Consider the following 26,505-nt stretch of genomic DNA (forward strand, 5'->3'; position numbering starts at 1 on the left):
GCGCGCCGAAACGATTCCGGCAGTGACCAAGCTGTTGCGCATCGAGCAGATAAAAAAGGATGCCCGTGCGCGCCCACAACCTGAACGGAATGACCACGTTGGGCAACGGGAACTCAAGGAGTGGCAGGCCCAACGTGATGAGCAAATCAAAGCGGTAGAAGACACAACGATTGGCCCACGGGAAGTGCCTGGTCTGAAAGTGCACCTGTGCTCGCTGGTGGCACCAGACTCACCGGCTGGCAAGGAGTGGATGCCGGTGTATATCCATTCCAAGTTGATGATTGTGAACGACGTGTTCACCACTCATGGCTCGGCGAATATCAACACCCGCAGCATGATGGTGGACAGTGAGTTGAATATTGCTCATGAGTGGGCGGAGGTTACGCAGGCGTTGCGGAGGCGGTTATGGAATCTTCATACGAAGGAGATGGGGGCGCAGGATGATCCGAAGAAGGCGTTCGATGCTTGGAATGAAATCATGAGGCAAAACAAAGATCTTCAAGCTGATAAAAAAAACGGGGTTCCTTGCGCCTCCCTTGTCGAATTTTATTACGGCGAAAAAATCCTGAAGGACCTCGACTGATGCGCTTGACTCTCTTGCTATCGAGCCTGTTGCTGGCTGCATGCGGTACTGGCAGTGCTTTAACTTTGCCCACAAAGGAGGCGCCTTTGAGTCAGCTAAACGAAATTAATGCCAAGTTGGCTTTCACCTGTGTACACGAAACAATTCCAGCCCCATCCGCTGAAAGCGACGTGTTATTCCAGTACGCCCGTTGGTTGCAGAAAAATAACCAACTCAAGCAAGACAAAACGGTCGATGTTGAGATTGAACGCTTGTATCGCATCGCCGCTGAGAATGGTCATTACAAGGCTAATATCAACTTACAGAATGGCACGATGCGTGGTTTTTTTAAGCTGCGAGGGGAAGAACATTTGCGCTTGAGTCAGCAATTGATCGAGGCAAAAGTAGCGACGGGTTACTACTTCATTGGGATTTTCTTGCAACATGGATCTGCTGGCCTGAAGCAGGATCCGGAAATGTCGCTGCGTTACTATCGCCAGGCGGCGGATGTGGGTAGTGCTCAAGCCCAATATGCGGTAGGCGAAAAACTGGCGCCAAGTGATATGGCGCCGGGCGTTGCCCTACAGATGCGTCGCTGCGCAGCCGAACAAGGTCATGGCGAGGCAGCTGTTGATCTGGGCGTCAATCTTAAAAACAAGATGCAGTATCAAGAAGCGCTTGAAGCATTTCAATTGGGAGTAGCTGCCGGTAATAGCATTTCGGCTTCCTTTTTAAGCAAGGGCTTTCGTAACCCGCCATCCACTAACGCGTTACATTACCTTAGCCAGCAGGAAGATCTAGAACGAGCTGAACGCTATGAAAAAATCTGGAGTCTGCTAGCGGACTACTCCTACGCCGACCCCAAAGTCCCCGAAATCAACGATATCCTCCCCTTACCCCCGGCCAAACTCCCCGCCTGGGACGGCAAGCTGCAATGGCTGGAAGCCCGCTTGGCCAATGTCCCACCGCCCAAGCCCACCGAGGCACTGATCAACCAACTGGCCAAAGCCATGGTGCTCGACCCCGCCACCGGCAAACCAATGCCCGGTTCACCAGCTTTCAGCCAAGCCAATTTCCCTGTGCGTATCTGCTACAGCGGTGAGACCTGCCCTGAAACGGGTTACTGGAAAATCATCTGGCCCAACGACCTTGCGATTAGGTGGAAGGAAGTCATTCGCCACTTTGAACAGGGCGAGACCATGCCAGTACATCAAGTCGAGCGCACTTACCCACGCCCTTGGCCGCTCTCCGAAAAGATCACCTTGCGCGATGAAGCGGTGGAGTGGGGGCTGCTCGGATGAGGCATCTGTTTTAAGGCGGAGCTGGCATTTATTTGTGTGCACGAAACGATTCTGACGCGATCCGCCGAGAGTGACGTTCTGCTTCAGGCACGGCGGTCAATGTTTAAATCAAACAGTTGTATCGCGTTGCCACCAAGAGGGGCCATTAAACATGAAAAACATCATCCGCATCGGCGACAAAACAACCGGCGGTGGCACCGTTCAATCGGGCTCCATTGTCATGATCTTCAGAGGTATTGGCGTAGCGCGACAGGGCGACCCAGTGATCTGCCCTCTCCCTGGCCATGGCCGTACGGTAATCGCCGAGGGGCATCCAACGCTTCGCGACAACGGCCTTCCCGTCGCGTTTCACGGGCATCGCTGTGCTTGCGGTTGCCTTCTTATTTCATCATTGCCTGAAGCGAGCGCGAGCTAGCGATGCCGGTCAAATTGGATCAGGTGCCTGCTCTGGCGCCACGCCCGGTACGACCGAGGCGGTGGCTTTGGCTAGCGGTAGTGCCGCTGCTGCTTTTGCTGCTGGGTGTGGCGGGGACGTTTTTGTTCGGCACAGAAGCGTTGCGTCAACAACCGTTACGCTTTTGGGGGCTTGCCCTGGGCGGGCCGCTGCTGGGGTGGTGCCTGCTGGGTTTTGGGCGTGCCTTGCTGTATCTCGGCCAGCAACAGGTGGCGGATGGGTGGGATAAGGCCCGTGAAGAGGATTTGGTTGAAAAAGTCCGGCGCGGACGCCGTGTTCAACAGGTATTGGGGGTCAGTGTGAACACGGCTTGGCGAGCGCATGATGCGCTATCAACGACGCAGTTGGATTTCGCATTGAGCGGGGACAAGGCGCTAAAGGCTCAAGCGTCCAAGCAAGGGACGGTGTCACGGCATAGCCGTATCGCCGCTGATAAGCATGAAGTGCCTGAGGTAACGCTGCTACGCATATTGGCGCAACTGCTTGCCGATTTAGCGCCAATTCTGGAACAGCTACCCGACAATCAGCCGTTAGCGCTCTCGCTGGAAGTCGACAGTGCCTTGCCGGAAAACGTATGGCAGCAGGTGTGGCAGCAGGCGTGGAATAAATCCGGTATCCGCCAACGGACAACGCCTATTGAGCGCGGTGGCTTGGAGGCTGTGGATCAGTGGCTTGATTACCGCATTGGTGATCAGGCGTTGTTGTTGGTGGTGGCCTTACGGTTTGCCGTGCAACAACCTGAAAACACGGCTGAAGCGGCGGTGGGATTACTGTTTGGCAATCGTCTGACCCAAACCCTATTACCCCCAATGGCCTACCTGCATCGCCCGGAGCAGGAGCGCGAACCGTCCAACGATGCACTGTGTTACGCCGCGCATCAGGCCTTGGACTGGGTGCCTCTGACTGCGCAATCAATCGAGCAAACATGGCGAGCAGGGGTTGATGCATCGCATGACGCTACGTTGGCCGCCGTGTTGGCTGAAGTGCCGCTTCCGGCGAAGCCCAACGAAGGGTTTTACAACCTGGACGCCTTGCTGGGGAACCCGGGCAAAGCGTCGCCGTGGCTGGCGATGGCCTTGGCGGCGCAGTCCATTCATTGCGGCGCTGGGCCGCAGTTCATTTTCAGCGGGAGCGACTGTGTGGGTACGGGGCTCTGGAGCACGGTGTTGACACCGCTGCCGTCGCTCTCGCAATAGGAATTTTCGAATGCAGTTACGACGTTCAATAGGGATGTGGATTGTGGCCGGCGTACTTATGCTGATTGGAGCAGTACTGGCTGGATTGGTTTGGCTTTACCCAAACGCACTGGGGCTTCAGGCTGGCAGCGCTCAGCAAACTATCAGTTTGTGGGTTGTAGGCGTCACGACCTTGGTACTGATGGCGCTTCTGGGTGCCTATTATTCATTGGGCAATCATTTGGGGCGTTCAGCGTATAGCCGCCAAGAAGCACAGCAGGCGGATGATCTTCCTCGGCCTGCACAGGCGGGTCGTGAAGGCGTCGGTGATGCTTCCTTAAAAGAGCGTACTCACTCGATCAGACGGCACTTGCGCGAGCACTACGGCCCCCTCTGGCGCCAAAAAGTCCGCCTCCTTCTCCTCATCGGCGACCCCGACACCGTCAACGCCATCGCTCCCAACCTCACCACCCGCCACTGGCTGGAAGGCCAGGGCACCGTCCTACTATGGGGCGGCAACGCCCACGAATCCCTGGAGCAAACCTTCACCGCACACTGGTCCGGCCTGAGCCGCTGGCGCTCCCTGGATGGCGTAATCTGGGCCTTGGACAACACCCAAGCCGCCGACGCCGCCGCGATGGCCACCGGCGTGCGTCAGTTAAAACGCTTGGCGCATCACGTAGGTTGGCAGTTGCCCTTGTACCTGTGGCAGGTGTGCGCCAGCACCTGGGAGCAAACCGGCCGTGCGGTGCAACCGGTGGGCTGTGTATTGCCCGAGCGTTTCAGTGCGCAGGAACTGCAGGAGCAGTTGACCGAGTTGCTCACGCCATTACGCCGCACAGGCCTGGGGCAGATGAATGAGACGTTGGCCCATGATTTTCTGCTGCGGTTGTCGCGGGATTTGCAGGTCAAGGTGATCGCCCGTTGGCGGCAGGTGCTGGAGCCGCTGGCGCCGGATTTTGCCCGGGGCGTGCCGTTGCGGGGGCTGTGGTTCAGCTTGCCGATGGCGCCGGTAACGTCTGCTTCAAAAACCCACGACTGGTCCGCGCCCACCCCGTGGCAGGGTGTGCTCGACGATAACCGAACGGCTCGGCGTTTGGGCTGGGGTGTGGTGCGCGTCGGGTATGCGTTGGTGTTGGGCCTGGCGCTGATGTGGGGCGCGGGGTTGTTGTTGTCGTTCGTGACTAACCGCGTGCAGATTGGCGAGGTCGAGCGTTCGGTGGCGGCATTGCAGCAGCCCGGTAGCGGCGACGCGCAGTTGACCGCGCTCAACGATCTGACCCGTGAACTGGCGCGTCTGGATTACCGTGCTAAAAACGGGGTGCCGTGGTATCAGCGCTTCGGCCTGGAGCAGAACCAGAACCTGCTGGCAGCGATGTGGCCGCATTACGTGCAGGCCAATAATCGCCTGATGCGCGACCCGGTGGTGGCCAACCTGCAAGGCCGGCTCAAGGCGTTTATCGCCTTGCCACCCGGTAGCGAACAGCGCGCCGCGCAGGCGCCAGGAGCTTATGAAAATCTAAAGGCTTACCTGATGCTGGCCCGGCCGCAAAAGGCTGACGCGACCTTTTTGCGCAAGGCCCTGGGCAACGCCGAGCCGACGCGCAACGGCGTGACAAATGGGCTTTGGCAAGGGTTGTCGCCGGGCCTGTGGGGCTTTTATGGCGAGCAGTTGGCGGCGCACCCGGCGTGGGCGATCAAGGCCGACCCGGCGTTGGTGGCCCAGGCCCGTCAGGTGTTGCTCAGCCAGTTGGGCCAGCGTAATGCGCAGGCCACGCTGTACCGCAAGGTGCTCGACGTCGCGGCCAATCAATACCCGGCTTTGAGCTTGCACAGCATGGTCGGTGAAACCGATGCCTCGGCGCTGTTTGCCACCACCGCCAGCGTCCCGGGCGTCTTTACCCGGCAGGCATGGGAAGGCCAGGTGCGCCAGGCCATCGATGAGATCGCCGAAGCACGCCGCGAGGAGATCGACTGGGTGCTCAGCGACAGTCAGACCGACATCGCCAGCGAGCTGACCCCGCAGATGCTCAAGGAGCAACTCACCGAGCGTTACTTCCAGGACTACGCCAGTGCCTGGCTGGATTTTCTCAACAGCCTGCGCTGGCGTAAGGCCGAGGGCATGGGCGATGTGATCGACCAACTTACTCTGATGACCGATGTGCGCCAGTCGCCACTGATCGCGCTGATGAACACCTTGGCTTACCAGGGCCAGGCCGGCACGCGCACGCAAGCCTTGGCCGACTCGCTGATGAAGTCGGCAAAAGACTTGCTCGACCAGGACAAGGTGCCGTTGATCGACCAACAGAGCCAGGGGCCGCGCAGTCCGTTGGACGGCACCTTCGGGCCGTTGCTGACGTTGCTTGGCAAAGACACCGAAGGCCAGGCCGACAGCGAGCGCCTGAGCTTGCAAGCCTTCCTCACCCGGGTGACGCGGGTGCGCCTGAAACTGCAACAAGTGAGCAGCGCCTCCGACCCACGGGAAATGACCCAGGCCCTGGCGCAGACGGTGTTCCAGGGCAAGAGTGTGGACCTTACCGACACCCAGTCCTACGGCAGCCTGATCGCCGCCAGCCTCGGCGCGGAGTGGGGCGTGGTCGGCCAGACGCTGTTTGTGCAGCCGCTGGCGCAAGCCTGGCAGCGGGTGCTGCAACCTTCGGCGGCAGGGCTCAACAACCAATGGCGGCGGGCGATTGTCACCGACTGGCAGGGGGCGTTCGCCGGGCGTTATCCGTTCGCCAACACCACCAGCGACGCCTCGCTGCCGATGCTGGGGCAGATGATCCGCGCCGACTCCGGGCGCATCGAGCAGTTTTTGCAGAACCAACTGGGCGGCGTGCTGCGCAAGGAAGGCAGCCGCTGGGTGGCCGACCCGCGCCATAGCCAGGGGCTGCGCTTCAACCCGCAATTTCTGGCGGCGATCAACCAGCTCAGCCAATTGGCTGATGTGATGTACACCGACGGCGGTATGGGCATGAGCTTCGAATTGCAGGGGAGGCCGTCGCGCAATGTGGTGCAGACCAACTTCATCCTCAATGGCGAAGAGCACCAGTACTTCAACCAGCGCCAGGCGTGGCAGCGCTTCAACTGGCCGGGTTTCAGCGACGACCCGGGGGCGAGCTTGAGCTGGACCAGCGTACAGAGCGGCGAGCGCCTGTTCGGTGATTTCGAGGGCACCTGGGGCCTGATCCGCCTGCTGGAAAAAGCCACCCTCACACCGCTGGACGACGGCGACAGCCGCTTTCGCATGGTACTCAAGGCCCCGGATGGCCTGGACCTGACCTGGAACCTGCGCACCGAAATGAGCACCGGGCCGCTGGCGTTGCTGGCGCTGCGCAACTTCACCTTGCCGCAGCAGATTTTTCTCAGCGAAAGCACCACGGCCACAGCACACAACGGGGGCCTTGAATGAGCCTGCACACCCTGGTCACCCAATGCCTGGGCGAACGTGACGCCGTGGCCCTGGCCCGTCAGCAGGCCGGGCCCTGGCAGGCGTGGTTGCAACCGATCAGCAGCGACGCGCCCGCCGGCCACGACCCCGGTTACGACGACGACTTCCAGCGTATGCGCGAAGAGGTCAACAAGCTCTCCGGCGCCGATGCCGAGCAGGTGGTGCAGTGGGCGCAGAAACTGCTGGAGCACACCTGCAAGGATTTGCGCGTGGCCACCTATTACCTGTGGGCGCGCCTGCAAAAAGACGGTGAGGCCGGGTTGGCGGATGGTCTGACGTTGTTGGCTGCACTGGTGGAGCGCTATGCCGCCGAGGTGCTGCCGACGCGGCCCAACACCCGCAAGATGGCCCTGGAGTGGCTGGCCAGTGGCAAGGTGTTGGACAGCCTGTCGCTGTACCCGGAGGTGGTGCGCAGTGAGGCCGAGCGCACGGTGGCGGCGCTGGCCTGGCTGGAGCAGGGGCTGCAGGCGTGGCCGACGGATCAGCGCCCGGCGCTGGGGGCGCTGTATGACGCGCTGTCGGCGCGGCTGGCGCAGTCCGGCGGGGTGGACGCGCTGGTGCCGCAACACAGCGCCAGCCATGAGACCAACGCGCATGCAACGGCGCCGAGTGTTACGGCGATCAAGTCCGGGCGCGACCTGCTGGACGGAGGCCGGTCGCTGGCCGGTTATCTGCGCGAGCAACCCCAGGGGTGGCTGGCGGCGCACCGGCTGATGAAAAGCCTGCGCTGGGACACCGTGCATCAGGCGCCGCCGGAGGAGGCCAGTGGCACCACGCGCCTGGCCCCGCCGCGTGGCGATTATCGCGCGCAGCTCAAGCGCCTGTACCTGCAACAGGGCTGGTCGGAACTGCTCGACCAGATCGAGCGCATGTACGCCGAGGGCGTGAACCATTTCTGGCTGGATTTGCAGTGGTATCTCTACCAGGCGCTGAGCAAGCAACCGGCGCCGCAGGACAGTTGGGCGGACATCGTCAAGCGTGACCTGGGCATGTTCCTTGAGCGTTTGCCGGGCCTGGAGTTGCTGCACTGGAGCGACGGCACACCCTTCGCCGACGAGACCACCCGTGACTGGATCACCCAGCACGTCAGCGGCAATCGCCCACAACAATGGCTGCCCGCGCCACGGGCGGTGCTGACCTCGGCCGACGCCGACATCCTTTCGCTGGAAAGCGAAGCGGTGGCCCAGGCCGACAGTGATGGCGTAGAGGCGGCGCTGGCCTGGCTGGCGGCACGTCCGGGCGCGCAGAGCGGGCGCCCACGCTGGCTGTTGCGGCTGTTGATGGCACGGGTTGCCGAGCAATACGGCAAGAGCGAGCTGGCGATGCATTTGCTGGGAGAGCTGGACGTCACCGCGCAGCAGCATGGCCTGGCGACCTGGGAGCCGGAACTGAATTTTGAGGTCAAGGCGCGTCTGCTCAAGCTGCTGCGTTTGAAAGCGCAACGCAACGATGCCGACAAACCCGGCCTGGCCCGGCGCACCGAAGCGTTGCTGGCGGCGCTGGTGACGATCGACCCGGTACGCGCCGCCGTGCTGTGCGGCTAACCCTTATTGAGCGGGAGTGTATGTGTGAGCATGGATAATTTGACACTGCGTTACTTTGACGCCGAGATGCGCTACCTGCGCGAAGCCGGCAAGGAGTTCGCGCAGGCGTTTCCCGACCGGGCGGCGCAACTCAACCTGGATAAACCCGGCGCCCAGGACCCTTATGTAGAGCGCCTGTTCGAGGGCTTCGCGTTCCTGATGGGGCGCCTGCGCGAAAAGCTCGACGATGACTTGCCGGAGCTGACCGAGGGGCTGGTCAGCCTGCTGTGGCCGCATTACTTGCGCACTATTCCGTCGCTGTCGATCATCGAGCTGGCGCCAGACCTCAAGCAAATGAAGCACAGCGAACCGATCGCGAAGGGCTTCGAGGTGCTGTCCCAACCTATCGGCGCACAAGTGACGCGCTGCTGCTACACCACCACCCAGGCGCTGACCCTGCAACCTTTGGCGCTGGAGCAGGTGCGCCTGGCCTACGAGCCGGACGGCCGCTCGGTGTTGCGCCTGCGCTTTGCCTGCGGCGCCTTGACCGACTGGGGCGAGATCGCCCTGAGCCGCCTGCCGCTGTACCTCAATGCCGACGCGCCACTGGCCAGCGCCTTGCATCAGGCGCTGACCTTGAACACCCAGGCGGTGTATGCGCGCCTGCCAGGGCAAACCGAGCGCCAGGCGCTGCAGGCGCATTTTGCGCCCAAGGGCTTTGCCGATGAGGATCGCCTGTGGCCCAAGGGGGACAGCGCCTTCAGTGGTTATCAGTTGCTACTGGAATATTTCACCTTCCGCGAAAAGTTCATGTTCGTGACCCTGTGCGGGCTGGAGCGCCTTGAGTTGGCTGCCGGCACGCCCTGGTTCGAACTGGACGTGGTGCTGCGCGAGGCCTGGCCCCACGAATTCAGCGTCAATCACGAGCACATTCGCCTGCATGCGGTGCCGGTGATCAACCTGTTCCCGCTGGAGGCCGACCCCTTGACCCTGGCGCCGTTGCAGACTGACTACCTGCTGCGGCCGATGCGCTTGCAGGACGGCCATACAGAGATCTATTCGGTCGACCGGGTCACCTCGTCGAAAAACGCCGAACGCCACGACTATGTGCCGTTCACCAGCTTCCGCCACAAGGGCGGGATGCTGCGCGACGACGCGCCGGAGCGCTACTTCCACACCCGCTTGAAGCGCTCGGCCAAGGGCCTGCACGACACCTGGCTGATCCTGGGGGGCGAGGGCTTCGACGCGGACCGTTTGAACACCACCGAAAGCCTGTCCCTGCGCCTGACCGGCACCAACGGCCTGTTGCCGCGCAAAGCATTGCAAAGCACCTTGCTCGACACCGCCGTGCAATCGACCCAGGCCGGTCTGCGGGTGCGCAACCTGTGTGCGCCGAGCCTGCCGCAGTACCCGCCCAACCGGGATCGTTTCCATTGGCGGGTACTCAGCCACCTGGGCTCCAACTTCCTGCCGATGCTCGACAGTGCCGAGGTGCTGCGTGGCACGCTGGCGCTGTACGACTGGACCGGCAGCGAGTTGAACCGTCGTCGCCTGGAGGCGATTGTCGATGTTCGCCACCATCTGGTTCAGCGCTTCGAAAAGGGCTTTTTACTGCGCGGCGTAGACATCGAAGTCACCCTGGATGCCAACGGGTTTTCGGGGGAGGGCGATATCAGCCTGTTCGGTGAAATGCTCCACCGCTTCTTTGGCCTGTATGCCGACATTCATTTATTCAACCAGCTCACGCTGATCCTGCAACCTACTGGAAAGTGCCTGCGATGGAACGAGAACCACAGTCAGCGTATTCCCGGCTGAAAGCCTCCGGTCTGCTGGACGCACTGGGCGGGCGGGTCGCGGAGGCCAACCTGTACCGGTTCTGCCAGTTGCTGGAACAGGCGTTGCCCGGTCACCCCTTGTTGGGCAGCACCGCCCACCCGGCGGATGACCCGGTGCGCTTTCGCCCCGACCCCGGCATGGGCTTTCCCGCCGGAGAGCTGCGGGCCATCGAAACCGATGAGTACCATCCCGAGCGCCCGGCCACGGTGCGCACGCGCCTGCTGGGGCTGTACGGCGTTGATTCGCCGATGCCCACCAGCTTCCTGGATGACATCGCCCAACGCCGCGAAGGCCATGAAGCCCTGGAGGCGTTTCTGGATATCTTCAATCACCGGATCTTTACCCAGTTTTACCGGATCTGGCGCAAGTACTCTTACCCTGCGGCGTTTGAAAGCGGTGGCCGCGACGCCACTTCGCAGTGCCTGCTGGGGCTGGTGGGCCTGGGCATTCCCGGGACGGCGCAACAGGTGGCCACACCGATCTCGCGCTTTTTGGCGCTGCTGGGCGTGATGCGCCTGCCCACGCGCAACGCCGAAGGCATCACCGCGCTGGTCAAGCTGTTGGCGCCCAATACCCAACCCAGGGTGACACCGCACTGGCCGCGCAAGATTCCGTTGGCGCAGCCGGCGAGTCTGTCCTCCAGCCGCCCGGTGGGCTTGTCCCAGGGCACGCCGCTGGGTAGCGCCGGCTTTGATGCCAACAGCCAGTTGCACCTGGCGCTGTACACCGAAGACCTGGACGAAGCCCACGGTTGGCTGCCGGGAGGCCAGTTGTACACCGACCTGCTGGTGTTATTGCGGGTATACCTGGGCTGGCGCTGCACCGCGAAGTTGCAGTTGTCGCTGCCGGTGCGCAGCTTGCCCAAACCCGTGCTGGGCGGCCCACCGGTGCTGCTGGGCATGACCGGCGTGCTGGGCCTGGGCGGCACGGCCTGGCAGGTCGGCGCCGACGACACCATCACCATCAATCTGGGCCGCTATCAGGGCCTGCAAGGTAACCCCCAGTTCAGAGAGGCACAGCATGTCGCGTACCGTTTTTAATGCAGTAACAGTGGCGGTGCTCGGGGCACTGCTGGGCGGCTGTGGGCTGACTCAGAAGGTGACGGACGCCACCGTGTCCACGACCCAGTCGATCTTTTACAAGCAAGTGACGACCCTGCATCTGGACTTCACAGGCCGGGCGGCGATGAACACCGACGTGACCGACATGAGCGGCCTGTCGGTGCCCACGCTCGTGCGTGTGTATCAGTTGCGTGACGACACGCTGATCAACAAGGCGACTTATGAACGCGTGCTGAGCGATGCGGACAACCTGTTGAGTGCCGATCTGCTGGACCAGCGAGCTCAGGTAGTGAAGCCCGGAGAGGGCGCGCAACTGAACATGCCCATGCATAAGGACGCGAAGTTTGTCACGGTGGTGGCGTTATTTCGCAACCCGGATACCGTCAAAAACACCTGGCGCCTCACCCTGTCCCGCGAAGACTTGGACCCGGACCAGGCGCGGGTGATCGAGTTGGGTAACAACCGATTGACGCTGCAAACACCCGTGGAGAAATAGCGCATGGGAGAGCTGAACCCCTCGCTCTACGAAATACTCCTGCAGAATTTCGACGGTGAACTGGACCTGCATCGCGTGCGCGAAGAAGACCAGCAAACCCTGTCGGTGCTGGACAACCTGCAACGCATCCTCAACAGCCGCGCGGGCTCGTTGAGCCACCTGCCGGATTACGGTTTGCCGGACATGGGCCAGATCCTGCAAGGCTTGCCCGCTTCGGCGCACGGGCTGATGAACACCCTGGTGCACACGCTGCTCAAGTACGAGCCTCGTTTGGCGGCGGTGCAGATCGAGCTGCTGCCGCAAGCCGTGCCTGGCCATCTGGAATACGCTCTCGACGTGCAGCTCAAAGCGGGTGAGCAGGTAACTTTTGCTGCCACCCTGGCACCCGAAGGCAAGGTGTTGGTACGCCACCTGAGGCGGCAGAACTATCTGTCGAACCCATGAACCCTGAAGGAAGCGCAATGACGGCGTTATTGGAAAGACCGCTGCGAGTGGGCGGCGACCCGAGTGGCTTGCGTGAGTTTGCCTTGCTGCGTAATGAGCTGGCCAAATTGACGCATCCGGCCTGTCCGGATGTGGACTGGGCCCAGGTGGAGCAATTAAGCCTGGCCCTGTTCGAAAAAAATGGCGCCGACCTGCAAACCACCGCCTGTTTTGCCCTGGCTTGCAGTCACCTGCGGGGGCTGGAAGGCATGGCCCAGGGTGTAGAGATGATCGATGCCTTGTGCCGCGCAGACGGTAGTGTGTGGCCTCCCAAGGTGTCGGCACGCCTGGATATATTGGGTTGGTTGTTCGGCCAATGGCAGCGGGTACTGCGCAGCCTGGAAATCCCACGCTCGGCATTAGCCGCTCTGGCCAACATGGACAAAAAGCTGGAGGGGCTGGCAAGGCTGTTGGTTAGCCAGAGGCATGAGCCTCCGGTCATGCTGCAAGCGTTACGTCAGCAGCTCGGTGGATTGATGCAGCGCTTGGCGCGTCGTACCGAGCCGGATGGGCGATCGTCGGTCACCAGCCCAACGCCGGCGTTGCCGCCGTCAGTGCCCGTGGTGATTGTGCCAATTGAACCGTCGCCTGAGGGGCCACCTGAATGCCTGCCTGCGGGTGCGCAAGTGCGTAAGCGCACCCTGTACTGGTGGCTGCTGGGAGTGGGCGCGGTCATTGCCCTGACGTGTGGGGGCTGGTGGTGGATATAGCCGGTATCCACCGTTCTTCTTTTCGTGTTTGAACCCCGTAATAAACAAGTACACCGTCAAGAGCAATTGAGCCCGTGCGTACATTGCCACGAGCGCACCCGGCATTCGGTGGGATAAAGACAGTTCAAGCACGATAGGATCTATACCCAAATGCTCGTGTGCAATGGTCCGGTAGGGCGCGAAAGCCATGGGCCGTAATGTTGTACCCCGGCCAGATGCGCTGAAAGGACTAGAGCATAGAGGTCGGGTTTATGGGACGTCCCGGATAGACCGGAGAGACGAACACCCAGCCTTTGCCTACTGACGGCGCAACCGTTGGATTTAGACAGACGTCGATGGACTGAAGTAACCAATAACTTATTGTTATGAAACGGTTTTATGGGATTTAGTGGAATTCCATTACAGGCTATCCGGATCCCCAAAAAACATCTGAATCCGCGACCTCAACCACCGCTCCCCCGGATCATTATCCTGCGACCCCCGCCACGCCATATGCAGCTCAAACGAGCGCACCGGCAACGGCGGGGCTTCGGCACGCACCCCCCCCGCCGAGGTCAACGCTTCCGCCGCATAATCTGGCACAGTGGCCAGAATGTCAGTGCCCGCCAGCAATGTGCCCAGCCCGTTGAACTGCGGCACGGCCAGTACTACGTGGCGTTTGCGGTCGAGTTTCTCCAGCTCTTCATCAATAAACCCGCTCAGGTCGCCCGCAAATGACACCAAGGCGTGGGGCCGCGAGCAGAAGTCATCCAGGCTCAGCGAGCCGGGCACGCTGTCGGCGCGCAGCAGTTTGGGCAGGCTGCGGCGCAGGACCTTGCGCTTGGCGTTGGCGGGCAGGTCGGCGGTGTAGCTGACGCCGATGGAGATTTCACCGGAGGCCAGCAGGCTTGGCATCAGGATGTAATTGACGCGGCGTACCACCAGCACAATGCCGGGGGCTTCGGAACGCAGGCGCTTGAGCAGCTGCGGGAGCAGGGCGAATTCCACGTCGTCGGACAGGCCAATGCGAAACACTGCGGTGCTGGTGGCCGGGTCGAATTCGGCGGCGCGGCTGACGGCGGTGGAGATCGAGTCCAGGGCCGGGGAGAGCAGGGCGAAGATTTCCACGGCGCGGGCCGAGGGTTCCATGCTGCGCCCGGTGCGCACGAACAGGGGGTCATCGAACAACCCGCGCAGGCGTGACAACGCTGCGCTGATGGCCGGCTGGCCGAGGAACAATTTCTCGGCGGCGCGGGTCACACTGCGCTCATGCATCAAGGTTTCGAATACGATCAAGAGGTTAAGGTCGACACGACGCAGGTCGTTACGGTTCATCTTGTGTCCTGGAAGAGTCAGCAAACTTGATGTGAGCGGTCACGTAGCAACCCCTGAGGTTCGATTCAGAAGGATGACCGGCATGAATCTTACGGGGAAAGGCTGGTACTCTGCACCGGCTAATTGATTTTTCCTACGATAGTTGAGGTGTGTTCCTCCTTCGCGGAATCAATGACAGGCATGTCGACTATTAATGGTGACCGGTGGTCTTACCCCCAAAGCCCAGATAAAGTTCATGGCATTAGAGGTTACTTTGACGAGGTTTGCGATGTCCCGCACGATCCGTTTTCACAAGTTTGGTCCGGCCGAGGTGCTCAAATGCGAAGAGCATGCGGCCGCGCAGCCCGCACCGGGCGAAGTGCAGGTGCGTGTCGACGCGATCGGCATCAGTTGGTACGACATTCTGTGGCGCCAGAACCTGGCGTCTTCCCATGCACGCCTGCCTTCTGGCCTGGGCCATGAGATGGCCGGGGTTGTGGTTGCCCTCGGCGACGGCGTGGATGACTTGGCGGTGGGCGATAAGGTGGCCAGTTTTCCGGCCGAGAGCCCTAATGATTACCCGGTGTATGGCGAGCAGATCGTCTTGCCCCGTTCGGCCCTGACCCGTTATCCGGATGTCTTGAGTCCGATTGAAGCCAGCGTGCACTACACGCCACTGCTGATTGCATACTTTGCCTACATGGACCTGGCGCGGGTCAAGCCCGGCCAGTTCGCTTTGGTGACCGATGCCAGCCACTGTTCCGGTCCGTCGTTTGTGCAACTGGGCAAGGCCCTGGGTGTGCGGGTGATTGCCGCCACCAAAGACAGCGCTGAGCGCGAATACCTGCTGTCCCTCGGGGCGGAAAAAGTCATCGTTACCGAAGAACAAGACCTGCTGATGCAGATCAACAAGTTCACCGACAACCGTGGCGTCGACGTGGTGTTCGATGGCCTGGGTGGCCCGCAGATGTCGCTGCTCGGTGACGTCCTGGCACCGCGTGGCAGCCTGGTGCTGTATGGCCTGCAAGGTGGCAACCAGACGCCATTCCCGGCCTGTGCAGCGTTCCAGAAGAACATTCAGTTCTTTGTGCACTGTATCGGCAACTTCACCGGCAAGCCGGAGCTGGGAATTATCCAGGACCAGGTGGCGTTGCAGCGCGCGTTGCGCGATATCAACCAGCTGACAGCCGACCGTGTGCTTGTCCCACTGAAAACCACGGTATTTCCGTTCAGTCAGTTCGTCGAAGCACACCGATACATGGATGAATGCCCGTGTCGCGAACGGGTGGCGTTGCAGGTTGAAGCTGTTTGAGCTGTAGGAGTATTCGCAAATGAATACTCCGGCGCCTGAGCTGATGAGGCAAATGCGCCATTTGACAGGGCTTAACCCGCAACGGGTTGAGCCGCCGCAGGGGCGCTGCGCCCCGTAAACAATACCGTTATTGCCTCGCGCCGCCCTGAAATCCAGTGCGGCGCTCCTGTGTGGGCGTCATTTAAGTTGTGCTGGCAGGTCATCTGAACTGCTTTTTGACGCTGTTCTGTATCTGTTAATCATTATTTGAGTGCCGATAATTGAGCCTTCATTGTCATCTCAAGGATTGAGCCATGATTGATTGCACGACAGTTGCGTTACGCACCCTCAGAACTAACAAAGCTCGGATTGTTTCTCCAGGAAAGTGCAAAACGAATACGCTATTGATTTGCACGGAGCCAGGGTGTGCAGATGATTGATATTCGTCGGATGCTTCTCTGATTTCTTAGTTAAAACAGTGTAGGACGTTGTCGGAATATTCCTAAGGCTAACAGCTATTTCGCTGGAGGCCGCGCAGACGCTGGATTCACCAGCGGGGCGGCCATGGGCGCCCTCAATGCTCTCACCTGCGCTTTTGTTGCAAGGTGCTAATGTTGACTCCAACTTGTGCTGCGCAATGGATGACAAGCCTACAGATGTAATAGGTCGAGCAATCCTGTTTGGTAGTTGCTTGAAACTGATATTTCAACTCAGGTAGTAGAACGATGAGCACTATTCATGAACAAGCCATGAGCTATGTTTACCAGCAAGTTCTGCAACGTTTAATCGGGCACTTTACGCGCGCCGAGCGAACGTCACTTCAATTGCTCGTTCAGCGAATCGTGGTGGCCGCAGGCGGCATGGAACAAGTGGGCAATTACAAAGTACTGATCGCCCACGGTGGCGGCGAAGTGAGTAGCTACACCCTCGCGTTGCTGCGTGCGGCGCAACTGACCATCGCCGGACGCTCGCCCAAGACTTTTCAGATACGGGTGGCAACATTGCGGCATGCGGGTATGACTCAGGCAACGCTCGACTCTCTGAATCAAAGTTACGCAGCGCTGTTCTTCCATGACGACCCCCGCATCGAGCTGTTGATGGTGGAAAATCATGAGGTGCTGCCGTTCAACCATCAGCGCCCGGCGTCCAGTGCCGCTCGGGAAATCAGCCAGCGTAACAAGCTGATGATCGGGCACCTGACGTCCGGCGATATCCGCGCCGCCCTGTGCGATGACACGCTCCTGGCCCTGGGCGATTTCTATCAGCGGGTCGCTACCTGGAACGGCGGCGTGCACGCCTTGGTCAGCGGTGATTCAGCGCGCAAGCAAAGCCAATACATCGCGTGGCTGAAAAAAAGTGCGCTGGCGACCGGCCTTGCATTTGCGCCCGCCAAGCCATCGTCGCTCAATGGGTGGTTTGCACGCATGGAGGAATGGAGCGTGGGTTGCTACCGCGACCTCTATGGCGAGCACTATGTCGGCAACGAAAGTCCGGGCCGGGGCGGGCATCGTCATTTGGCCTATATCGGCATCGCCGACCTGCTCAAAGACGCCGACGTCGCCCATGCGCCACTGCTCACCGGGTTCCTCGCCCACAAGCGGGACCCGTTCGAGTTCCATTTCAGCCATCCCGCCTATCCCAACCCATTGCTCATGGCGCATTTGCACGGCGTGCAGGCCCAATGCTTGCGTGAGCTTTCCTACGAACATGGCGTCGCAGGATTTGTTCGACAGGCCGGTGACTACCTGCATCGCAGACAAGTACCGGTCGCGCTGATCAAAGAAGCGTCCGGGCGAGAAGGGCAGCTGTTGTCCACCGCATACATCCAGGAGTTCTCCGGTTTGGACGACAGCCAATTGACCTGCCTGTTGTTTGCACCCTTCGTTCAGCATGGCGAACGGTTGGAGAGTTTCTTGCGTCAATGCCATCCCGGCATGCTGGTGGCACTCCCTGAACTGCACAAGGCACTGCAGGGCAAACCCGCATCGGACATCCTGCATCAATGGCTGGTGGATACCAGTGGGTTGCCGCTGCCGCTGTTGCAGCACCTTTATCGCAAGCGCCCGCTGTTAGGCGAACGTGGCATGCGGGCGCGCAAACAAGCTTTCGCGCGGCCCGAGGCGCGCGTCGCCCAAGCATCGGGGCGTTAGCAGCGTGTATTGGCCAATGAAAGCCGGTGATCAACGATGAATCTTCGGGGGGAGCGGCAAGCAGACTTTGCCTATCAGGCGGTGTACCGCTACATGATCAACCTGATCAACGAAGTCAGCCGGGAAACGCCGGTGAAACTGCCTTCCCTGCGGCAGTTATCGACGCGCATGAATGTGTCGATCTCGACGATTCAGTACGCCTATTCGTTGCTGGAAAAGGAAGGGCGAGTGTACTCGGTGGCCAAGTCCGGCTACTTCGCCTGGCCCGTGGCTGCAAACGCGCCCCTTATGGCGGGTACAGACTTGCTCGAGCGTTTGTACACGGCCGCCCGGCGCCCGGCGATGGTGGTGCTCAGTGGCGATGAGCCGGCGCTGTTGGGGTCGCTGGATGGCGCGTTGCTGGCGCTGGAGCGTCAACTGGTACGCCGGTATCCCCATCACCTGCAACCTTCGCAACCCTGCGGTGTGTGGGAGTTGCGCGCGGCCTTGGCCGCACGCTATACCTCGTCGCCCACCCGTTGCTGGCAAGCGGATGAGGTGTATGTGGGGGCCGACCTTCAAGGCGTACTAGACATCTTGATTGATGCCCTGGGCCTTAAAGGCACCGTGGTGGTGGTTGAATCTCCCTGCGATTACCTGGTGTTGCGCCTGCTACAGGCTGCTGGCGTGCGGGTCATTGAATGGCCCTGGCGCGCCGACGGTCGCCCCGATTTGGCCACTTTTGAGCACCTGCTGCGCCATGAGCCGGTGCACCTGGTGCTGCTCTCATCCGTGGTCAGCATGCCCTCGGGTAACGCCATGACCGAGCCCGAGCGGCTGCACGTAGCGCGTCTGCTCGACCAGCACGGCTGTTGGTTGCTGGAGAACGATACCTTTGGTGACGTGAGCTTTGCGCCGCCCGGTCCGGCCTTGCGCAGCCTGGTCAACCCAGAACGGCTGATCGTATTTTCTTCGTTCGAAAAGGTGTTGGGCCCGGAGGCTCCCTTTGGTTACCTGCTGACACGGCAGATGAGCAGTGAATTGCAGCGCCAATTCTTACTGCGTTCGTTTCGACTGTCCGCTATCCGACAACGCGCCATTGCCCGGCTGTACGAAAGCGGTCGGTTCGACCAGCACCTGCAGACGTTGCGCCAGCGCCTCCATGAGCAGGCGCACGCCATGAGTCACCGCTTGGATGCGCGTATGCAAGGGCGCGTGCACTACCGGATGCCCGTGGCTGGGGCGAGTTTCTGGTTGCAGTCGACGGCGCCGGTGGACATGCGCCTGGTGTTTCAGCGCATGCTCGCCCAGCAGGTGGTGATTGCCCCCGGCGAGCTGTTCAGCCTCAGTGGTTTACATCATCAGCATATGCGCTTGAGTCATACCTTCAGCGGCCATCCCAACCTGGACATCGCCCTGAATACGTTGGCGCAGTCACTACAGCAGGCGCAGACTGAGTAGGAGCGAGCTTGCTCGCGAAAAACGTCAACGATAACGCAGGCTTCCTGGATAAACGCGGCGCCGGTGAGTTTTTCGCGAGCAAGCTCGCTCCTACAACTATCCAATGTGGGAGCTGGCTTGCCTGCGATAGCGGCCTGACAGCCGATCAGGATGTAGTGTGTGAAATTTCTCTTCAGACCGTCGGATCGATACCGTCGCGCAGTAGTCCAAGTCTCAGTAAACTGTCATTTTTTCCGAATCCTTCTTTTCGAGGTTTATGCATGACTATCAGTCCTTTTGCGGGCAAACCGGCGCCAGCCCAGTTGCTGGTGGATATCCCGCGACTGGTCACGGCCTACTACACCGGCCAGCCTGATGCAGCGATCTCCACTCAGCGCGTGGCTTTTGGTACCTCCGGGCACCGTGGCAGTTCGTTCGAACTGAGTTTCAACGAGTGGCATGTGCTGGCTATCAGCCAGGCCATCTGCCTGTACCGCGAAGCACAGGGCATCACTGGCCCATTGTTTGTCGGCCTGGATACCCATGCATTGTCGACGCCGGCCGGTGCCAGTGCCTTGGAAGTACTGGCGGCCAACGGCGTGCACGTGATGCTGGCCGAGGGCGATGAGTACACGCCGACGCCGGCGATTTCCCACGCCATCATCTGCTACAACCGCGGCCGTACCAGCGGCCTGGCGGACGGCATTGTGATTACACCGTCCCACAATCCGCCGCAAAGTGGTGGATACAAGTACAACCCGCCTAACGGTGGCCCGGCCGATACCCATGTCACCAAGTGGATCGAAGCCAAGGCCAACGAACTGCTCGCCAACAAGCTGGCCGGGGTCAAACGCATCACTCACGCCCAGGCGCTCAAAGCCGACACCACCCATCGCCATGACTACCTCAACAGCTATGTGGCCGACCTGATCAATGTGATCGACATGGACGCGATCCGCAGCGCCGACCTGCGCTTGGGTGTGGACCCACTGGGCGGAGCAGGGGTGCGCTACTGGTCGGCGATTGCCGAGCATTACCGCTTGAACCTGGATGTGGTGAATACCGAGGTCGACGCAACCTTCCGCTTCATGAGCGTTGACTGGGACGGCCAGATTCGCATGGACCCATCTTCCAGCTATGCCATGCAAAGCCTGATCGGTCTCAAGGAGCGTTTCGACGTTGCCTTTGCCTGCGACCCGGACCACGACCGCCACGGCATTGTCACGCCTTCCGGAGGTTTACTGGCGCCCAACAACTACCTGGCGGTGTCCATCGACTACCTGTTCCAGAACCGTCCGGACTGGCGTGCCGACGCAGCCGTGGGCAAGACCGTGGTGAGCAGCGGCCTGATCGACCGCGTCGCGGCGCGTATTGGCCGCCGCCTGTACGAAGTGCCAGTGGGCTTCAAGTGGTTTGCCGATGGCTTGTTTGAAGGTTCGTTGGGGTTTGGCGGCGAAGAAAGCGCCGGTGCCTCGTTCCTGCGCAAGGACGGCAGCGTGTGGAGTACCGACAAGGACGGTCTGATCCCGGCCTTGCTGGCTGCGGAAATGACCTCGCGCAAAGGCCAGGACCCTAGCCAGATCTACCGCGGCCTGACCGATGCCCTGGGTGAGCCGTTCGCCATCCGCGTGGATGCCAAAGCCACTCCAGCGCAAAAAGCCCTGCTGGGCAAACTGTCGCCGGAGCAGGTCACGTCCACGCAATTGGCCGGGGAGACCATTCAGCAGATCCTCAGCCATGCGCCGGGCAACAACCAGGCGATTGGCGGCTTGAAAGTCATGACCGAAAACGGCTGGTTTGCCGCACGACCCTCGGGCACGGAGGACATCTACAAAATCTACGCCGAGAGCTTTATCGGTGAAGACCACCTCAAGCAACTGGTAGAAGAGGCGCAGGTGTTGGTAGACGGCGCGATCAGCCAATAACTGACACTGTATGTAGGAGCGAGCTTGCTCGCGAAAAACGTCAACGATAACGCGTGCTTCCTGAGTGAACGCGGTGCCGGTGAGTTCTTCGCGAGCAAGCTCGCTCCTACATGATCAGGCCAGGTCCACCAGCACGATTTCGCTGTCCTCAATCGCTGTCACCCGCAATACCTGTTCATCCTCAACCGCCACACCATCTCGCGCCTGTGCCTGCACACCATTGACGTCAATCACGCCCGTGGCGGGCACCAGGTACGCCCGGCGGCCGCTGTCCAGCCGGTATTCCGCGCTTTCCCCTGCCTTCAGGTTCGCCGCCACCAAGCGTGCATCCGCACGAATCCGCAAGCTTTCACTGTCGCCAGCCTTGCCGCTGGCCAGGGTTACAAAGCCCTCGCGGTTGCCTTGTGGAAACGGTTTGGCGCCCCAGGACGGCGGCAAGCCGGCCTCATTGGGGATGATCCATATCTGGAAGATCTTGGTTGGCGTAGCCTCCAGGTTGTATTCGCTGTGGGCAATGCCGGTGCCTGCGCTCATTACCTGCACGTCGCCGGCTTCGGTGCGGCCTTTGTTACCCAGGTTGTCGGCATGGCTGATGGCCCCTTCGCGCACATAGGTGATGATTTCCATGTCGCGGTGCGGGTGCTGGGGAAAGCCGCTGCCGGGGGCGATGATGTCGTCGTTCCACACCCGCAGGTTGCCCCAGTGCATGCGCTGGGGGTCGTGGTATTCGGCAAAGGAAAAGTGGTGATGAGCGTCAAGCCAGCCATGGTGGGCGCCGCCCAGTGTGTTGAAAGGTCGAAGTTCAAGCATGATCGTCTCCTGTTGATGGGCCTATCATCCAGCAGCGCATGATCGAGAAAAAGCGTAAAAAATGCCTATTTATGATTCATTTATTCGATGGTTAACCCCGGTGTTCACTTTCACTTCATCGCCTAACTGCATGACAGCAAAGCATTTGGCTGGAACTGAGCGGCGTTTCCGGCGACCATGACGGCTTGGTCAAAACAAGCTCAACGCAGGAGTCCGTGTGTCGCAACAACAGCCTGATCTACCCCCCGAACTGCGCCCCTTGGCTGAAATGCCGCTGTTGAAGCGGCTTGCCGCTCGCCTGTTCGGCCATGGCCTCACCCGTTTGCGTGCGCAGCACAGGTTTTCCTGGTTGCATGGCCAGGCCGACGGCTTTCGCAGTGGGCATGAGGCAGGCGTTGAGTACGGTTACCGCGAGGGTAAGGCTGATGGCATCGAGGAGGGCCGACAAGTCCTGCTGATTCGTGACTTTCGCCCCGATGAGCACCGTGCGCCAGGCATAGATGACAGCCTGTTCGACGATTGGCGATTGCCGCTCACCGCAGAGGTGAAGAAACGCATGAAGGCCGATGTCGCGCGCCTGCTGCCAGCCCATGCGCAGCCAAGTGCGGCGCAATGGAAGATGATCTTCAGCGATACCCCCTCGACCTCAGTGATCGCCGGCGCCGGCGCCGGCAAGTCGACGTCTTTGGTACTGCGTATCCTGCTGCTCAGCCATTACCTGGGCTTCGAGCTGAGTTCGATGACGGTGGTGACCTTCACTCGCGAGTCGCGTAAGGACTTCATCAACAAACTCATGGAAATTCTCAGCCTGTGGGGCCAACCCCTTGGCAGCAAAGAAGCCCAGGCCGTGGTGCGCACCTTTCACTCGCGCATCCTGCCGATGGTGCGCAGCCTGCCGGGTTTTGAGCGGCTGCAGGCCTTTGAGAACCTCAGCGGTGGTTTTGAAGATGCCGACAGCAACGCCTTCGACCTGCGTATCAGTGACGCCCAGCGGCAGCAGATGAACGCTTGTTATCACCACTTGTATGGCCGCCATCAGCGTTTTCGCGAGTTGATTGCACCCTTGGCCCGCCATGGCCTTCAGCTCAAGGAGCTGGAGCGCGATCATCCGGACGTGCAAAAGCGCATGGCCGTGACTGAATTGGCGGCCAAGCGCGATGAAGAACTCTGTGATGTGATTGAAGACTTATGGTTTCGCGCCGGCGCCTGGCCGATCAAAGGCATCGAACCCAGCCGTCAGGCCTTTGAAATCAACGGCGCGCAATTTCATTGCCACGGCTACATCCCGGAGCTGGATGCCTGGGTGGTGCTGGGGTTCGATGGGCGTGAAAACCCGCAGATCAGTCGGCCGAACTCGAAACTCTCGGTGCGCGCAGAATGGGCAGTAAAACGCACCTTGTTTCAAGCTTTCTGTAATAAACCACTGATATGGCTGGATAATTACGATTCTTCAAGGCGCCTTTTGAGCAGCCTGGGCGGCGATGCCACAGCCGGGCCTGGCTTTGATTACAAGGTCAAAGGCGAACTCGCTTCGGCGCCCCTGTTGGACAGTTTTGTCATGGCAGCCGGGTTTATCGAAAACCTCGGCTTGGATGTGCCCACGGCGGTTGGCCAGATGAGTTTTGCCAAGGATGACCCGGATCGGCTGTTCTTCGAGGCCCTGAGCATTTTCTGGAAGGCGCTGGAAGATCACCTGCTGGAACAATCGCCGCCGATCATGACCTACAACCGAATGTTCTCGCTGTTTGGCGAAAACACCCCGGAGAACCTCAAGCTGCTCAGCGATCCGTTGTTGCGGCCGATGTCGCATCTGATGATTGATGAATTCCAGGACGTATCGCCGCAGATCGTGTCCTGGATCCGCGCCAGCCTGCGGGAAATCCGCAGCCGTGGGCCGGCCATGCACGTCGGGCGCGGTGCGCAACGCTCATCCTTGCTGTGCGTGGGGGATGACTGGCAATCGATCTATGGCTGGCGCGGCAGTTCGCCCAAGTACTTCATGGAGTTCAACAAGGAGTTTGTTTCGCCCAGCACCACCCGCGTGATGCTGGGGGAGAACTACCGCAGCCACCAGCACATCATCGACGCTGCCGAACATATCGTCCGTAGCGCGCCGGCCATCCCGGGCAAGAAGGCCAGGGCCAGTGGCGAGCCCAAGGCGCTGGTGCCCGTCACGGTGTTGGAACGTGACGACGCGGCACTGGGGCAGCGGTTGCAGGAGCACTATCAGCGGGGCGATTCGATCCTGATGCTTTATCGAAGAAGTAGTGATAAGTTATTGATTCAGGAGCAAATTCAGTCTGTGGTTAATGTGGATTCTAGCTTGGCGCCTCAGGCGCGCAGGTTGAAACAGCTGACGTATCACAGTGCCAAGGGCCTGCAGGCGGATGCGGTGGTTTTGCTGGGTGACTGTCAGCATGTCACCAGCTCGCCGTACAAGAATCAGGTCTATCGCATGGCGGGCTTGGGTAAGGAGGGCGACAGCGAGCCTTATGACAATGCCCAGAGAGACGAAGTGTTGCGCCTGGCCTATGTGGGGATTACCCGGGCGGTCAGCCATTGCTATTGGTATGTGGAGAAGCCGGAAGGCCAAGGCGTGAATGTGCCCAGGGCGTCTGAGCGGGTGGATGGCAGGAAGGCGTTTTTTGATGATCAGCGTGCACCGAAGGGGGCTGGCTGACCTGCGATGGCGGCCTGCCAGCCGACGCCTACCTACCTGACACCCCAACGATCGAAAATGTGGGAGCTGGCTTGCCTGCGATGACGGCCTACCAGCCGATACCTATCTACCTGAAACCCCACGATCAAAAATGTGGGAGCGGGCTTGCTCGCGAAGACGGCCTCACAGTCGACACCGTTATACCGAGTGCATATCCATTCCTGCGGTAACGGCCGCTTAGGGTTCCGCTCTGACAGCGGCTCACTTTGCAAAAGCGGCAAAGTAAGCAAAACGCTCTTGCCCCACCACTCGGCACCTCGCCTAGGCTCGGTGTGCCCGAACGCAGGCTTGAATCCGTGGGCCGCCGCCACGCGCCATCCATGGCGCGGGGCGGCTAACCCGGCGTCCTGCCGGGTTACCCACGAATTCAAGCCTGCATTCGGCCAGCGTGGTTTAACGGGGCGCCTGAGATCAAGATCAAAAGCAGATCAAGATCAAGAGCGACTCGCTTCGCATCGTGGTTACCGTCAGAGTGGGCGGTTAGCCCCGCCTTACGCCCGCAACGACAACGGCGGCACGAAACTCTCCAATTCATCCTCCACGGCCTCGATAATGCGCTCCACATCAGCCGCGTTCATCACCGTAGCGCACGGAATCCCCGCGATAGCGATCAACGTCTCGCCACTGGCTCGGTCGAACAGGCGGGCGATCATGCTGCCGGGGGCGTCCATGCTGCCCTCGAAGCCCATCGGGTGAAAATGCCAGCGCATCAGCTGGCAGGCGTTGGGAAATGTCACTTTGTTCATGTTGCCCACCTTGTTCATTGAGCGCTTCCTTTAGCTCGCGGCAGGGGCCAGGACCTTAGCTGGTCATGACATCTAAGGGCTTAAAAATAGCATTCGTTCGCAACTGCAAGGTGACTTTTTTGATCCCGTTCGGCGGTTCTTTCGCCTAATTTTGATATGGATCATGTCCTACAGAGGAATAGGCAAAAGGCCATTAGTCAGGCGCTCGATTTGACCATTGAAGGGGCGGGTAAACTTCGGCACTCTCAAGCATTTTCTCCCGCCGTAGAGCCCAATATGCCCGACATCGCCCCAGACGATGAGTGTCAGAGTTCCCACGCTACCGGCGCGCTGGTGCTGCGCCACCACCTGTGCTGGCGCCATCGCGATCTGGACGGGGTGATGGCTTACTACCATCCCGAGATCCAGTACCACGATTTCTTCCAGAACCGTGTGGTGGGCTATGCCGAGTTGCGCGAGTACTTGCAAGCCAGCATGCCCCGTGAGGCAGATGAGGCCATTGAACACACTGACCGCATCCGCGCCGATGGCGATACGGCGTTTATCCAGTACCGCATCACGTTGCGTGGAGGCCAGGGCCTGGTGTCGTTTCGTACCAGTGAGGCCATTACGGTGCGCGACGGGTTGATCTGGCGGGTGAATGAATATGCGTCCCTGGTGCACGAGCAACCCGCCCAGGCACTGCGCCCTACGGTCAGCCGCCTGGGCCTGTCGCCCCAGCAGTTGGGTTATATGGCCAATGACCTGCAACAATATTTTGAGCGTCAACAGCCGTACCTGGACCCGGAGCTGGACCTGCAGCGGGTCTCCAAGGCCTGTGGCTACAGTCGCAACCAGATGTCCTACCTGCTGAACCAAGTGCTGGGGCAGAGCTTCTATCGCTACGTCAACCAGGCGCGACTCCAGCATTTACTGGCCGCGCTGGACCACGCCACCGCGCCGGTCAAAGTCGATGAGTTGGCCTTTGCCGCCGGTTTCAATTCACTCTCGGCTTTCTACAGCGCTTTTCGCCAGCACACCGGGCAATCGCCCAAGGCGTACCTCAAACAAATTTCTGTGCGTGCACGCGCGCAAGACAGCCTCTGACGCTGCGCTCTAGG

At 60.4% G+C, this 26,505-nt stretch carries 20 protein-coding genes and 1 pseudogene; 17 read left to right on the top strand and 4 right to left on the bottom strand.

The features are described 5' to 3' along the window. From CER19_RS22235 to CER19_RS22285, 11 genes are all read left to right on the top strand, one after another. Positions 1-583, top strand: a 583-nt coding sequence (locus tag CER19_RS22235; protein WP_371921557.1) for a phospholipase D-like domain-containing protein, incomplete at its 5' end; no start/stop codon positions are given. Next, positions 583-1,863 (top strand): DUF6396 domain-containing protein, encoded by a 1,281-nt coding sequence (locus CER19_RS22240; RefSeq protein ID WP_116667996.1) that lies wholly within the window; start codon positions 583-585, stop codon positions 1,861-1,863. The genes CER19_RS22235 and CER19_RS22240, both read left to right, overlap by 1 nt. A 151-nt stretch (positions 1,864-2,014) precedes the next feature. After that, positions 2,015-2,278 (top strand): PAAR domain-containing protein, encoded by a 264-nt coding sequence (locus tag CER19_RS22245; protein ID WP_116667997.1) that lies wholly within the window; start codon positions 2,015-2,017, stop codon positions 2,276-2,278. A gap of 95 nt (positions 2,279-2,373) precedes the next feature. After that, entirely contained in the window at positions 2,374-3,513 is a 1,140-nt protein-coding gene (locus tag CER19_RS22250) for a hypothetical protein (protein WP_305955565.1), read from the top strand. A 10-nt stretch (positions 3,514-3,523) separates the two neighbouring features. Continuing rightward, positions 3,524-6,904 carry an ImcF-related family protein gene (locus CER19_RS22255; RefSeq protein WP_116667999.1) on the top strand — a complete coding sequence of 1,127 codons (3,381 nt, stop codon included), beginning with the start codon at positions 3,524-3,526 and terminating at the stop codon, positions 6,902-6,904. Next, on the top strand, positions 6,901-8,487 hold the full coding sequence (gene tssA / locus CER19_RS22260) for a type VI secretion system protein TssA (protein WP_116668000.1): 1,587 nt from the start codon (positions 6,901-6,903) through the stop codon (positions 8,485-8,487). Before CER19_RS22255 ends, tssA begins: the two co-directional genes overlap by 4 nt. A gap of 24 nt (positions 8,488-8,511) precedes the next feature. Next, entirely contained in the window at positions 8,512-10,281 is a 1,770-nt protein-coding gene (tssF, locus tag CER19_RS22265) for a type VI secretion system baseplate subunit TssF (protein ID WP_116668001.1), read from the top strand. After that, positions 10,245-11,342, top strand: a complete 1,098-nt coding sequence (tssG, locus tag CER19_RS22270; protein ID WP_116668002.1) for a type VI secretion system baseplate subunit TssG — start codon at positions 10,245-10,247, stop codon at positions 11,340-11,342. The genes tssF and tssG overlap by 37 nt, the downstream gene beginning before the upstream one ends. Next, complete coding sequence (gene tssJ / locus CER19_RS22275) at positions 11,323-11,859, top strand: type VI secretion system lipoprotein TssJ (RefSeq protein WP_065944078.1); 537 nt, start codon at positions 11,323-11,325, stop codon at positions 11,857-11,859. Before tssG ends, tssJ begins: the two co-directional genes overlap by 20 nt. A gap of 3 nt (positions 11,860-11,862) precedes the next feature. Next, positions 11,863-12,303, top strand: coding sequence for a type VI secretion system baseplate subunit TssE (gene tssE / locus CER19_RS22280; protein ID WP_078820978.1), 441 nt, complete (start codon positions 11,863-11,865; stop codon positions 12,301-12,303). A 17-nt stretch (positions 12,304-12,320) separates the two neighbouring features. Next, positions 12,321-13,052: a type VI secretion system ImpA family N-terminal domain-containing protein gene (locus CER19_RS22285; protein ID WP_165861664.1), complete on the top strand. Its 732-nt coding sequence runs from the start codon at positions 12,321-12,323 to the stop codon at positions 13,050-13,052. Between the two features lie 60 nt (positions 13,053-13,112). Here CER19_RS22285 and CER19_RS29195 read toward each other — a convergent pair. Together CER19_RS29195 and CER19_RS22295 are read right to left on the bottom strand one after the other, a co-directional pair. Beyond that, positions 13,113-13,350: pseudogene (locus tag CER19_RS29195) on the bottom strand (integrase); the annotation flags it as partial. Between the two features lie 101 nt (positions 13,351-13,451). Then, the gene (locus CER19_RS22295) at positions 13,452-14,366 is read right to left on the bottom strand and encodes a LysR family transcriptional regulator (RefSeq protein ID WP_116668004.1); all 915 of its coding nucleotides are present in this window, start codon (positions 14,364-14,366) and stop codon (positions 13,452-13,454) included. A 268-nt stretch (positions 14,367-14,634) separates the two neighbouring features. On the opposite strand from CER19_RS22295, the gene CER19_RS22300 reads away from it, so the two are divergent. The 4 genes from CER19_RS22300 (at position 14,635) to pgm (ending at position 21,130) form a co-directional block, all read left to right on the top strand. After that, the gene (locus CER19_RS22300; RefSeq protein WP_116668005.1) at positions 14,635-15,657 is read left to right on the top strand and encodes a zinc-dependent alcohol dehydrogenase family protein; all 1,023 of its coding nucleotides are present in this window, start codon (positions 14,635-14,637) and stop codon (positions 15,655-15,657) included. A 704-nt stretch (positions 15,658-16,361) separates the two neighbouring features. After that, positions 16,362-17,786 (top strand): hypothetical protein, encoded by a 1,425-nt coding sequence (locus tag CER19_RS22305; protein WP_178088119.1) that lies wholly within the window; start codon positions 16,362-16,364, stop codon positions 17,784-17,786. 36 nt (positions 17,787-17,822) lie between these two features. Next, a complete protein-coding gene (locus CER19_RS22310; RefSeq protein ID WP_116668007.1) occupies positions 17,823-19,226 on the top strand; it encodes a PLP-dependent aminotransferase family protein in 1,404 nt (467 codons plus the stop codon). Between the two features lie 260 nt (positions 19,227-19,486). Then, positions 19,487-21,130, top strand: a complete 1,644-nt coding sequence (pgm, locus tag CER19_RS22315) for a phosphoglucomutase (alpha-D-glucose-1,6-bisphosphate-dependent) (protein WP_116668008.1) — start codon at positions 19,487-19,489, stop codon at positions 21,128-21,130. A 114-nt stretch (positions 21,131-21,244) separates the two neighbouring features. Here the strand turns inward: pgm and CER19_RS22320 are convergent, their stop codons facing one another. Continuing rightward, entirely contained in the window at positions 21,245-21,940 is a 696-nt protein-coding gene (locus CER19_RS22320; protein WP_116668009.1) for a pirin family protein, read from the bottom strand. A 217-nt stretch (positions 21,941-22,157) separates the two neighbouring features. Here CER19_RS22320 and CER19_RS22325 point away from each other — a divergent pair, with 217 nt between their 5' ends. Then, positions 22,158-24,620 (top strand): UvrD-helicase domain-containing protein, encoded by a 2,463-nt coding sequence (locus CER19_RS22325; protein WP_116668010.1) that lies wholly within the window; start codon positions 22,158-22,160, stop codon positions 24,618-24,620. A gap of 530 nt (positions 24,621-25,150) precedes the next feature. Here the strand turns inward: CER19_RS22325 and CER19_RS22335 are convergent. Beyond that, positions 25,151-25,423, bottom strand: coding sequence for a DUF1652 domain-containing protein (locus CER19_RS22335; RefSeq protein ID WP_003191138.1), 273 nt, complete (start codon positions 25,421-25,423; stop codon positions 25,151-25,153). 258 nt (positions 25,424-25,681) lie between these two features. On the opposite strand from CER19_RS22335, the gene CER19_RS22340 reads away from it, so the two are divergent. Next, a complete protein-coding gene (locus tag CER19_RS22340) occupies positions 25,682-26,491 on the top strand; it encodes an AraC family transcriptional regulator (protein ID WP_116668011.1) in 810 nt (269 codons plus the stop codon). Positions 26,492-26,505: the final 14 nt, after the last annotated feature.

Source organism: Pseudomonas sp. GL93 (assembly GCF_003408955.1).
In the GTDB taxonomy this organism is placed as follows: domain Bacteria; phylum Pseudomonadota; class Gammaproteobacteria; order Pseudomonadales; family Pseudomonadaceae; genus Aquipseudomonas; species Aquipseudomonas paracarnis.

Coding starts and splice junctions, on each gene's coding strand:
- tssE (WP_078820978.1), top strand. CDS start 11,863: ATGGGAGAGCTGAACCCCTCGCTCTACGAAATACTCCTGCAGAATTTC.
- CER19_RS22340 (WP_116668011.1), top strand. CDS start 25,682: ATGCCCGACATCGCCCCAGACGATGAGTGTCAGAGTTCCCACGCTACC.
- tssJ (WP_065944078.1), top strand. CDS start 11,323: ATGTCGCGTACCGTTTTTAATGCAGTAACAGTGGCGGTGCTCGGGGCA.
- CER19_RS22300 (WP_116668005.1), top strand. CDS start 14,635: ATGTCCCGCACGATCCGTTTTCACAAGTTTGGTCCGGCCGAGGTGCTC.
- CER19_RS22335 (WP_003191138.1), bottom strand. CDS start 25,423: ATGAACAAGGTGGGCAACATGAACAAAGTGACATTTCCCAACGCCTGC.
- CER19_RS22255 (WP_116667999.1), top strand. CDS start 3,524: ATGCAGTTACGACGTTCAATAGGGATGTGGATTGTGGCCGGCGTACTT.
- CER19_RS22295 (WP_116668004.1), bottom strand. CDS start 14,366: ATGAACCGTAACGACCTGCGTCGTGTCGACCTTAACCTCTTGATCGTA.
- CER19_RS22310 (WP_116668007.1), top strand. CDS start 17,823: ATGAATCTTCGGGGGGAGCGGCAAGCAGACTTTGCCTATCAGGCGGTG.
- pgm (WP_116668008.1), top strand. CDS start 19,487: ATGACTATCAGTCCTTTTGCGGGCAAACCGGCGCCAGCCCAGTTGCTG.
- CER19_RS22320 (WP_116668009.1), bottom strand. CDS start 21,940: ATGCTTGAACTTCGACCTTTCAACACACTGGGCGGCGCCCACCATGGC.
- tssA (WP_116668000.1), top strand. CDS start 6,901: ATGAGCCTGCACACCCTGGTCACCCAATGCCTGGGCGAACGTGACGCC.
- CER19_RS22240 (WP_116667996.1), top strand. CDS start 583: ATGCGCTTGACTCTCTTGCTATCGAGCCTGTTGCTGGCTGCATGCGGT.
- tssG (WP_116668002.1), top strand. CDS start 10,245: ATGGAACGAGAACCACAGTCAGCGTATTCCCGGCTGAAAGCCTCCGGT.
- CER19_RS22245 (WP_116667997.1), top strand. CDS start 2,015: ATGAAAAACATCATCCGCATCGGCGACAAAACAACCGGCGGTGGCACC.
- CER19_RS22305 (WP_178088119.1), top strand. CDS start 16,362: ATGAGCACTATTCATGAACAAGCCATGAGCTATGTTTACCAGCAAGTT.
- CER19_RS22285 (WP_165861664.1), top strand. CDS start 12,321: ATGACGGCGTTATTGGAAAGACCGCTGCGAGTGGGCGGCGACCCGAGT.